Annotated in this window: 7 protein-coding genes and 1 CRISPR repeat array (1 of these 8 cut by a window edge); all 7 genes read left to right on the plus strand. The window is 66.3% G+C overall.

Annotated features, from left to right (window positions below):
• The first annotated feature begins 96 nt into the window (after window positions 1-96).
• The 7 genes from cas6 to cas2 all read left to right on the plus strand — a co-directional run bounded on the left by cas6 (window position 97) and on the right by cas2 (window position 8,442).
• The gene (gene cas6 / locus E8A74_RS03435; protein ID WP_170228823.1) at window positions 97-723 is read left to right on the plus strand and encodes a type I-MYXAN CRISPR-associated protein Cas6/Cmx6; all 627 of its coding nucleotides are present in this window, start codon (window positions 97-99) and stop codon (window positions 721-723) included.
• Window positions 720-3,179: a CRISPR-associated helicase Cas3' gene (gene cas3 / locus E8A74_RS03440; RefSeq protein WP_211365275.1), complete on the plus strand. Its 2,460-nt coding sequence runs from the start codon at window positions 720-722 to the stop codon at window positions 3,177-3,179. Before cas6 ends, cas3 begins: the two co-directional genes overlap by 4 nt.
• Window positions 3,164-4,720, plus strand: a complete 1,557-nt coding sequence (cas8a1, locus tag E8A74_RS03445; protein WP_136927449.1) for a type I-MYXAN CRISPR-associated Cas8a1/Cmx1 — start codon at window positions 3,164-3,166, stop codon at window positions 4,718-4,720. The genes cas3 and cas8a1 overlap by 16 nt, the downstream gene beginning before the upstream one ends.
• Before the next feature lie 3 nt (window positions 4,721-4,723).
• Window positions 4,724-5,728, plus strand: a complete 1,005-nt coding sequence (locus E8A74_RS03450; RefSeq protein WP_136927450.1) for a DevR family CRISPR-associated autoregulator — start codon at window positions 4,724-4,726, stop codon at window positions 5,726-5,728.
• A complete protein-coding gene (cas5, locus tag E8A74_RS03455) occupies window positions 5,725-6,390 on the plus strand; it encodes a type I-MYXAN CRISPR-associated protein Cas5/Cmx5/DevS (protein WP_136927451.1) in 666 nt (221 codons plus the stop codon). The genes E8A74_RS03450 and cas5 overlap by 4 nt, the downstream gene beginning before the upstream one ends.
• 81 nt (window positions 6,391-6,471) lie before the next feature.
• The gene (locus tag E8A74_RS03460; RefSeq protein WP_136927452.1) at window positions 6,472-8,124 is read left to right on the plus strand and encodes a type I-MYXAN CRISPR-associated endonuclease Cas4/Cas1; all 1,653 of its coding nucleotides are present in this window, start codon (window positions 6,472-6,474) and stop codon (window positions 8,122-8,124) included.
• Between the two features lie 24 nt (window positions 8,125-8,148).
• On the plus strand, window positions 8,149-8,442 hold the full coding sequence (gene cas2, locus E8A74_RS03465; protein ID WP_136927453.1) for a CRISPR-associated endonuclease Cas2: 294 nt from the start codon (window positions 8,149-8,151) through the stop codon (window positions 8,440-8,442).
• Between the two features lie 285 nt (window positions 8,443-8,727).
• Window positions 8,728-11,011: a CRISPR direct-repeat array (repeat unit 37 nt; unit sequence CCGAGTTCTGCTGGGATGCCGATAAGGCGTTGAGCAC); it runs 1,435 nt beyond the window's last position.

Consider the following 11,011-nt stretch of genomic DNA (forward strand, 5'->3'; position numbering starts at 1 on the left):
TCAGGAGATAGCTGCTCCGAAACGTTGCAGTATCCACAAGCGGCCGGCTTTCAGATAGGGTGGCGTGCGTACCCTTCCAGCCCACGGAGCCTGCACGTGACCCCGTCCGCACCATCCTCGCCGCCCGCCGACCGCGTCGACATCGTCTTCCCGCTCGCAGGCACGCTGGTGCCACGCGATCACGGATACGCCCTCTTCGGCGCCCTCGCGCGGGTGCTCGGGGATCTGCACGGCGCATCGTGGCTCGCGGTGCATCCGCTCGGGGGGATCCCGCGGCCGGATGGATTGCTCGCGTTGCATCCACGGCGCGGCTCGTTGTGCTTGCGCGTGGTGCCCGCGGAGATTCCGCGTGTGCTCGCGCTCGCGGGGAAGGCGCTCGACGTCGATGGATATCGCGTGCACGTCGGCGTGTCCCGCGTGTATCCGCTCCGGCCCGCCGAGGCGCTGACGGCGAGAATGGTGGTGATCAAGGGTTTTCAGGAGCCGGAGCCATTCGCCGAGGCCGTGAAGAGGCAGCTCGATGCGCTCAGCGTGGCGGCGTCGATCGAGGTGGGGCGGCGGAGAATCGTGACGATCGCCGGAGACAAGGTGGTCGGCTTCGGGACGACGTTGCGGGGGCTCTCCGAGGAAGGATCACTCGTCGTGCAAAGGGCGGGGATCGGCGGGCGGCAACGAATGGGCTGCGGGGTGTTCGGGCCGGTCGGGAGGGAGGCGCGGGCGTGAGCGGGAGTCCCAAGACGAGCCCTCTCGTGCCGCGCCGCCTGCTCGCCAAATCCTTCCACGGGCCGCGCGATGCGCCCCCCGACCACGCGCTGCTCACGCAACACAGCCGCGACGTCGTCCAGGCTTGTCGGGCGCTCAGCCGCGTCGCTGGGCCTGCGGCGCTGCAAGCCGCAGGGCTGCCCGAGGGGATGCTCGATCGCTTCACGCGCGCGCTCTGTGCCGATGGGTGGATGCAGGACATCGGAAAGGCGAACGAGCACTTCCAAGCGATGGTCGGAGGCCAGCCCGAGATCACGCAGCTCCTCCGCCACGAGGCGATCTCGGGCCTGCTCGTGTGGCAGTACGCGCCCCTGCGCGCATGGCTCGACACGCTCGGGGAGGACCTGACGCTCGCGCTCTGGGGCGCCGTGGGCCACCACCGCAAGTTCGACGAGTTCCTCGAGCCCGCGCTCGTCGCGCCCTCGACGATCTACACAGCACATGAGGACTTCAAGGCCATCCTCGACGGCATGGCCGAGGACCTGGGCCTCGGACCGCCACCCCGCATCGAACGACACCTCGTCCTCGGCCGCGCGCGTGTCGGCGCGTATGACTTCGATGTCAGCCGTGATCTCCAGGCGATGCAGGAAGCCTTCATGGATCACGAGGTCGCGTTCACCGAGGAGGGCACGCGGCGGCTCCTCGCGTTGATCAAGGCGTTCGGCATCGCAGCGGACGTGACGGCGAGCGCGCTGCCGCGACGTGTCGCGACGAGCGAGCCTGTGGAGTTCGATCGGTTCATCGAGGAGCAGCTCACCATCGGGCTCGGCGTCGAAGACCTGCGTCGGCTCGTGCGCCACTGGGCGTGGAATCACGCGGCCCCTCCCGACGCGGAGCGGGACGAGGCACAGCTCCCACCCGGGTTCGTCGTGCGTCCGTTCCAGGAGAAGGTCGCGTCGTCGACATCACGCCTGACGCTCGCAGAGGCAGGGTGTGGCTCGGGGAAGAGCCTCGCCGCATACCTATGGGCCGAGCAGTGGTGCGCACGTCTCCACGAGCGAAGCGAGCAGCCGATGCGAATGTTCTTCTGTCTGCCGACCACAGGCACGACGACGGAGCACTTCAAGGATTACGCGCTCGAGGCGGGCGTGGACGCGGCGCTTGCACACGGGCGCGCCAGGATCGACCTGCGCACGATCGCGCGAACGGCGCAGCAGGAGGACGCGACGGAGACGGCTTCCCATGCGCAGGCAGCGCTCGCCGCGGAGCGCGCGAAGGTCGAAGCGCTCTCCTTGTGGGATGTGCCGCTCGCCGTGTGCACGGCCGATACGGTGCTCGGGCTCATGCCGAACGCGCTCCGCGCAATCTGCGCGCTGCCAGCGATCGTGCAGTCGTGCATCGTCTTCGACGAGATTCACGCGTTCGACGAGCAGCTCTTCGGGCACCTCTTGATGTTCCTAAAGACGTTTCCGAACCTGCCCGTGCTGCTCATGACGGCGTCGCTGCCCGAGGTGCGACGCCGCGCGCTCGCGGAAGTTCGTACCGACCTGGTGATCGTCCCCGGTCCCGCGGAACTCGAAGCGCTACCGCGGTACGAGTTGCAGCGCGCGGAGGACGATGAAGCGGTGTGGAGCGCCGTGACGACGCACGTGGAGGGCGGGGGCAAGGTGCTCTGGGTTCGCAACCAGGTGGCGTCGGCAAACGAGACGTACAGGGAAGGGCGGCGCCGGCTGCCAGGCGCAGCGGTCGAGGTGTATCACTCGCGCTTTCGGTACAAGGACCGGAGCCGCCGGCATCGTCGCGTCGTCGATCACTTCAAGGGGGGACGCGGCGGGACATTGCTCGTCGCGACGCAGGTGGCCGAAATGTCTCTCGACCTTTCGGCGGATCTGCTCATCACCGACGTCGCGCCGGTACCTTCACTGATCCAGCGCCTTGGACGCCTGAACCGAAGAGCCGATCCCACACGGCCTCCGGATCCGAAGCCTGCATACGTGTGCGCGCCGAAGAACGGGTCCAAGCCGTACGGCGACGAGGAGCTTCGCGCCGGCTGGGCGTGGGTCGACACGCTGCGCGCCCTCGGCAGATCCCTCAGCCAGCGAGACCTCGCGGCGCACTTCACGGCTGGCGCGGCGGGGCCAGGGATCGACATCGAGGCCGCAGAGAAGGATGCATTTTTCGTCGGCGTGCCAGGCCATAGCGGCGTGTGGCGCACGCGGCCGGGAACGACGCGCGGCGAAGGGTATACGGCGAACGTCGTACTCGAGGCGGACGTTCGCCGATATCGGGACGAGACCGGCAAGGACGAGCCGGATCGGGATTGGTTGCGCGAGCATGAGGTCGCGATTCCAATCAAGAACGAGATGTTCGGATGGAATCGGATTCGCGGCGTGCCCAGCGCACCAAGCGACGCGGTTGCCTACGATTACAACGAGGAGACATACGAAGGGACGGGCGCGGAATGGCGAGAGAAATGATCTACCGGCTGACCGACCCCGGGTACACGATCTACCATCGCGCGGCGCTCGGTGGGCTCGCCGCTACGGTGGAAGCCTGGGGCAAGAAGGGGCCAGCGGGGATTCGCGCAAGCGTGACGAAGGACGAGGTGCGCCTGGGCTGGGGAGACGAGCTCACGGATCAGGAGGCGCTGCGGCGAATCCTCGAAGCTTCGTTCCGGGTGACGGGCGACCACATGATCGAACTCGTCGGACACATGATCCCCTCGTCCGAGAGCGGATTGCGGCTGGCCATTCACAACGGCCTCTGCGCCACCTTCTTGCAGCACAACAAGATGCGGCCGGGCGTGCCGGGGGAGAAGGACGCACGGCGGGTACCGCTCCAGAGCGTGGACGGGGAGACGCCCATCCATTTCACGTACAAGGGCGTCGCGAGCTACGCGCACCAAAAAGCACAAGGGACAGGGCTCCTCGACTACAAGCCCAAGCAGGGGGAGCCAGCAGGGGCGCTGCCGAGGACGGCGACGATCCCGCAATCGGTCGTGCCCGGGGCCATGACGGGCGCGTCAGCGCTCGAAGCACGCGCGGAGGAGGTCTTCCTGCTCCTGTACCTGATGGTCGGCAGCGTCGTTTTCCTCTTGCGAACGCGTTCTGCGGATTCACGCATGCAGGCGTGCCTGGTGGTGCCCGACATCCGTGATCTCCGGGCGTTCGCGAGGGTCATGCGTGCGCTCGCGACGCTCGGGAAGGACGCGCCGCGCCTGACGAGCGGATATCTCGGGCGAATCGTGGGCGGCGCCGAGGAGGCGGCGCTGCGGTTCCTGCTCGACTGGAAGGTGACCGAGGGTGTGGTGGAGCGCCCTTCGGTTGCCGGGTGCCTCGCCGTGGCCATGGGCAAGGTCGCCTGGGACAAGAACCAGGTCAATCGGTCGAGCAGCGTGCGCATCGGGCTGCAAGTCCCGGAACTTAACGTGTTCTTGGCCGCCGTCACGCATCTCGGCAAGCCACGCATGCTCCGGAACCAGAAGGGCGAGGGCTTCGCCGTGCCGCAGAGCCCGGTGCCGGAGCTCGTCGCGTCGAACCTCGGGGTCGGCAGGCATTGGGCCGCGCATTTTCGTGCGCTGGTCGAGAAGAAACAAGATTACGAGCGGATGCGCTTCGCGCAGGGAGGTCTGAGCAAGATGAAGGAAGCGATCGAGGACGAAGACGACCGCGCCGTGATTGCGGCATTTCACGAAGCGTGGAACCGCACGATGGGAGCGCTCGGGGAACGCGCGCGGAGGGACGGCTCATCGTTCGAGCGGATGACGGAGGTGGAGCGTGAGCGGATGCGGAACGCGATCCTGCGCGCGAAGACCGCCGACGCGCTCGCGGGGTGGTTCCTTCGCTTCTGTGCGGATTCGACGAAGGGCGCGGCGCTGCTCACGATCAAGACCAACGCCGAACCGCTACGAAAGTTCCTGTTCGACCCACGCAACACAGAGCGGCTCAAGAACCTCTTGCTCTTCGCGCTCGTGAGCTACGCGGGTGAGGGACCGAAGAAGACCGACGAGAAGGAATGAACCATGGCGACCCATTATCTCTACGGAACGATCGTCACGGGCGAGGCTGTCGCCGCGAACAACCGCGCCGACAACATCGGCAACACCACGACGCTGCAAAAGGTCTTCCTGCACGATGACCTGCACACATCGGTCTCCGCCGAGGCGATCCGCTTCGCGCTGCGGTACCGCTTCCAGCTCGAAGGGCTCTCGACGAACCGCACGTACGAGGACGAGAAGCTCAGCTACGAGGACGAGAAGCGGACGTACTTCGATCCGAAGGGCAAGGCGCTCATCGACGATGATCTGATGGGCTTCATGGACGCCGAGGCGGCGAAGAAGGAACGCGAGGACGAGGAGGGCGAAGACGGAGGGGACGAGGGAGAAGCCGACGCGAAGGCGAAGGGCAAGGCGAAGGAGAAGGGCAAGAAGGAAAAGTCGAAAGGAAAGACGACGAAGCGGCCGAGCCCGCTCGCCGTCGGGCGCGCGGTGTCCCTGCGGCCCTACCGCGGGGAACTCTCGTTCAACTGCGTGAGCGGGACGAAGGAGAAGGGGAGCCTCTCGCTCTACAACGCCGAGATCCATACGACGGAGTATCAGTATTCGTTCGGCCTGAACCTCGGCAGCGTGATCCACAAGGAACACATCGGGCACTTGCTCGACGCCGTCGCGGACCCGCCCCAGGTCGCGGGGAACCACGCGCGGTTCGCTTATGACTTCTCGCCCGCGTCGATCGTCCTCCGTCTGACGAACGCGCATTCGTCGAGGATCCAAAACTGTTTCGATCACGACGAGAAGACCCGCGGCATCACCACGCGTCGGCTGCTCGAGCGTGTGCGGAGCGGGGACATCCCGGGGAGCGAGGTAATCCTGGGCGGAGAGATCGCGCGCTCCCCGCTCGGCGCGGAGCTGCGCGCCGCAGGCGTGACCGTGGTCGACGGGGTGCACGCGGCCGTACGCGAAGCCAAGGCCCGGATCGCTCGTATTGGGGTCGAGTACGCGGCCGTGAAGGCGAAGGCTGATAGATGATCGCCGTGCGCGTGGAAGCGCCTTACGCCAGCTTCCGCAAGTCGTACGCGCGCTCGTTCGCGGAGACGTATCCGATCGCGCCCCCCGCGACGGTCTACGGGATGCTGCTCTCGCTCGTCGGGGAGTGGCGGCGCGCGGCGCACGCGGGAGTCGCCCTCGCATTCGCCTACGAGCGCGAGCCCAAGGTCGCGACCGTGCTCCGCAAGCTGAGCCGCTACAAGTACGGCGTGGCGGCCAAGCAATCGAAGATGGGCAATGCGCCCGATTATGTCGAGGTCCTGTGTGGTTTGTCGTTCCTCTGCTGGATCGAGAGCCGCAGGGAACACGGTACGCGAGCGCAGGAGGGCACGCCGAGGCTCGAGGAGCGCATCGTCGAAGCCATCAGGCACCCCGAGCGCGTGACGCGTTCGGGGGTGGTGTGCCTCGGCATGAGCGACGATGCGGTGGACGACATCGCGCTCGTGGAGGAGCCCATCGGCGAATGGCGGCTGCTCGTGCCGCGGGACGACGGGACGATGGATCTGCCCGTGTGGGTCGATCACGTGGGCGCGCTCGATACGCGATGGCGGCGGTACCACCTCGCCCCCAAGGCACCGCTCACCGGGACCCCGCCGCTGGATCACTTCGTTCCGATCCTCGATCCAAGAGCGCCCGCTCCCTAACAAACTCCGCCGACAAACTTGGCCCCCGACGCGAGCGCCCGTACGCTCCGGTAAAACCTGTTCCTGTCGGGGAGGTATGCCATGGATGGTTCGGGGGACGGCGCGCCGCTGCGCGTGATGGCGTTGCACGCGCTCGCGTATTGTGAGCGATTGTTTTTCCTGGAAGAGGTGGAGGAGATCCGCGTCGCGGACGCGCGCGTGTACGCGGGAAGGACGCTGCACGCGGAGCTCGCGCGGGAGGAGGGGGACGGGCCCTCGGAGAGGTTCGTGCTGGAGAGCGAAGCGCTCGGATTGCGCGGGGAGGTGGACGCGCTGCGGCGGCGCGATGGGCGGTGGATCCCCTACGAGCACAAGCGAGGGCGCTGCAAGCGGGGCGAGGGCAAGGAGGCGCCTGAAGCATGGCCCTCGGATCGATTGCAGATCGGGGCCTACGCGATGCTCGTGGAGGAGGCGACCGGCGAGGCCGTCCCCGAGGGGCGGCTGCGATACCACGCGGACAACGTGACCGTGCGCGTCGCGATCGACGAGGCGCTGCGTGCGGAGGTGCGCGCAGCGATCCAGCGAGGAAGGGCGCTGCGCGCCACGGTGGAGCGGCCGCCCGTGACGAACAACGAGCGGCTCTGCACGCATTGCTCGCTCGCGCCGGTGTGTTTGCCGGAGGAGGAGCGGCTGGCCAAAGACGAGGCGCACGAACCTCCGCGTCTCGTACCCAAGGACGACGACCGGCAAGCGCTGCACGTGACGTCGCACGGATCACGCGTGGGGCGAAGCGGCGACGAGCTCGTGGTGACGCCGCGCGAAGGCGACGAGACGCGGATACCATCGCGGCAAACAAGGCACGTGGTGCTCCACGGAGGGTCGCAAATCTCGACGCAGGCGTTGCATTTGTGCGCGGAGCGGGAGGTGGGGGTGTCGTGGGTGACGACAGGCGGGCGGTTCATCGGCTCGCTCGCCGCGGGGGCCGGGGCCGTGCAGCGGCGCATTCGTCAATACAAGGCGCTCGGGGAGGAGGACTTCGCGCTGGGTTTGGCGCGGCGGCTGGTGGGCGCGAAGCTCGAAGGTCAGCTCCGGTTCGTGTTGCGTTCGACGCGCGGGGACCGGGAGAGACCAGCCGCGGTGGAGGCAGCGCTCGAGGGTCTGCGAAGGGCCGTTCGGGGAGCACATGCGGCGGCGACCGTCGAGGAGCTGCTCGGGAACGAGGGCGCCGGCGCGGGAGCCTACTTCTCGACGTGGAACGCATTGCTCGGGGACGTGGACGAGCGGCTGCGGTACGAAGGGCGGACGCGGCGGCCGCCGCGGGACCGGGTAAGCGCGCTGCTCGGATTCGGGTATGCGCTGCTGCTCTCGGACGTGACGACGGCGCTGACGAGCGTGGGGCTGGAGCCCGCATTCGGGTTCTACCATCGGCCGCGAAGCTCCGCGCCGCCGCTGTCGCTGGACTTGATGGAGCTCTTCCGCGTGCCGCTGGTGGACATGGTCGTGATGGCGTCGATCCGGCGGGGGCAATGGGATCCGGAGGAGGACTTCTCCGTGACAGGCCCGCGCATATGGCTGAGCACGTCCGGGAAACGGAAGCTCGTGGAGGTGTACGAGCGGAGGCGTGCGGAGGAGTGGAAGCATTCCGTGGTGGGGTATTCGCTGTCGTATGGGCGGATGATCGAGCTGGAGGCGCGGCTCCTGGAGAAGGAGTGGTGCGGGGCGCCGGGATTGTTCGCGAAATTCAGATTGCGTTGAGGTCGTGGGGGAAAGAAGGGAAGGATGAGCGAGGCGAAATCATGGTATCTGGTGTCGTACGACATCCGGGATCCGAAGCGATGGCGCAAGGGATACAAGGTGCTGCGCGGATACGGCACACGGGTCCAGTACTCGATTTTCCGTTGCTGGCTGTCGGTGCGGCGGCTGGAGGAGCTGCGGTGGGAGCTGGAGAGGGTGCTGGACGCGGAGGACAGCCTGCTGTTCGTGCCGCTCTGCTCGGCGTGCGTGGCAAGGATGGTGATGCGAAACCGGAAGGACGTGTGGGTGGTGGATGACACCCCGGCAAAGATCGTGTAGGTAGGGAGGAGCGTGGACGGAGGGATCGGGCAGATCAAGGATCTCCGGGTGCTGGCCTCAGCCGGCCCCGGAGAGGTCCGCGCCGAGAGTCAAGTGCCCGATCTTCTTGGTGTTTGACAACCGGGATGAAGGCGTGGAGGTGCTTGATCGAGGAGAAGCGATGTGAAGACGAAGGGTTGCAAGGTGGTAGGGCGCGGAAGAGAGGGCGAGGAGCCGGTGGGAGCGCAGGTGCTTGCAAAGGGGTCCAGTTTCCCGTGGAGTTTCGAGGGCTACGGGGGTGGGGCCCCGAGTTCTGCTGGGATGCCGATAAGGCGTTGAGCACTCTGTCGTGATCTCGACGGCGGTGGGCGAGAAGGCCGAGTTCTGCTGGGATGCCGATAAGGCGTTGAGCACACGTAGGCGCGCACGTCCTCGATCTCGGAGGCCGAGCGCCCGAGTTCTGCTGGGATGCCGATAAGGCGTTGAGCACGCGCCCGCGACAACGTGTTGCGGCGGATCCACTGCCGAGTTCTGCTGGGATGCCGATAAGGCGTTGAGCACCGGCGTGGGAGGTCGGTGGGCACGAGCTACGCCTCCGAGTTCTGCTGGGATGCCGATAAGGCGTTGAGCACATCATCGCCGCCGAGGAGATCGACGGGGATGAGGTGGCCCGAGTTCTGCTGGGATGCCGATAAGGCGTTGAGCACTTTGAAAGCTTGTCCACCACGCGGATCGTGCGGTCCCGAGTTCTGCTGGGATGCCGATAAGGCGTTGAGCACTGAATACGATTCTGATCCGCATGACGTGTCTCGTCCGAGTTCTGCTGGGATGCCGATAAGGCGTTGAGCACCCAGGCGCGGAGTCCTGCGTATTTGGCGCGGATGATGCCGAGTTCTGCTGGGATGCCGATAAGGCGTTGAGCACCTCGGCATCAAGCGCCGTCTTGCGCTCAAGACGCACGCGCCCGAGTTCTGCTGGGATGCCGATAAGGCGTTGAGCACCGGGTCGAGCAAGGCGCCGAGGGCCTCGATGCTCGCCGAGTTCTGCTGGGATGCCGATAAGGCGTTGAGCACCTCGCCCACGTTCAAACCGCCTTTCTGTGGGCCTTCCGAGTTCTGCTGGGATGCCGATAAGGCGTTGAGCACTTGGGCGAAAAGGGCCCCAACGAGGTGGATGGCGGCCGAGTTCTGCTGGGATGCCGATAAGGCGTTGAGCACGCGCGATCGAGCGATTCGCGACGAAACAGCCGTCCGCCCGAGTTCTGCTGGGATGCCGATAAGGCGTTGAGCACCGACTCGTGCGACGCGGAGCTGAGCGCCACGGCGGCCCGAGTTCTGCTGGGATGCCGATAAGGCGTTGAGCACGCTGGAAGGAAGGAAGTTCCAACGTTGCCGGAGGGCGCGCGCCGAGTTCTGCTGGGATGCCGATAAGGCGTTGAGCACTCCTGCATGTACGAATCGATCGATCCGATCGCGCGGAACCGAGTTCTGCTGGGATGCCGATAAGGCGTTGAGCACTTGCCGGCCGGCTGAACCTCCAGCCCGTGAACGGCGCTGCCGAGTTCTGCTGGGATGCCGATAAGGCGTTGAGCACCTCCTCACGGCGAATCTCCGTCGATCGGGTCAGGGTTCACCGAGTTCTGCTGGGATGCCGATAAGGCGTTGAGCACATCACGGACCCCGCGTACGAGAGCCTCGAAAAGCACCGGCCGAGTTCTGCTGGGATGCCGATAAGGCGTTGAGCACTAGGGCTCCGCGAAGGGACGGGCGGCATCGGGGACGGCGCCCGAGTTCTGCTGGGATGCCGATAAGGCGTTGAGCACGGTCCAGCCGGCGGCGCAGATCCTTGTCAGCGGAGCCGTGACCGAGTTCTGCTGGGATGCCGATAAGGCGTTGAGCACAGCAGCTCCGCCGCGAGGCGGGACTCGTCGGCCGCCGAGTTCTGCTGGGATGCCGATAAGGCGTTGAGCACCCGCGGTGGCGCGTGGCGCGCTCGCCCTCCTCGGACCGAGTTCTGCTGGGATGCCGATAAGGCGTTGAGCACAGGGCGTCGTTGTACGTCGCGATCCAGTCATCGCTCCGAGTTCTGCTGGGATGCCGATAAGGCGTTGAGCACACATGATGGAGCGGGTCTACAAGGACGATCCGAAGGCCGAGTTCTGCTGGGATGCCGATAAGGCGTTGAGCACTCCTGCTGGCCGTTCGTGAAGCCGAGGTCCGCATTCCCCGAGTTCTGCTGGGATGCCGATAAGGCGTTGAGCACGGGCGGCGTGCTCGAGCATCCGGCATTCAGCAAAGCCGAGTTCTGCTGGGATGCCGATAAGGCGTTGAGCACACGCGGATCCTGCGCAAGAACGGCAGTCATCGTTCAACACCCGAGTTCTGCTGGGATGCCGATAAGGCGTTGAGCACCCTCCCAGGTTGTTGTCGACGGCAATCTTGAATGCCGAGTTCTGCTGGGATGCCGATAAGGCGTTGAGCACAATATGAACCCGGAGGCGCCGACGAATACGTCAGTTCCCGAGTTCTGCTGGGATGCCGATAAGGCGTTGAGCACGGGTCCGCGCCGCCACCGCCGTTTTCCTGGCGCT

It is taken from the genome of Polyangium fumosum, from assembly GCF_005144585.1.
Taxonomy (GTDB): domain Bacteria; phylum Myxococcota_A; class Polyangia; order Polyangiales; family Polyangiaceae; genus Polyangium; species Polyangium fumosum.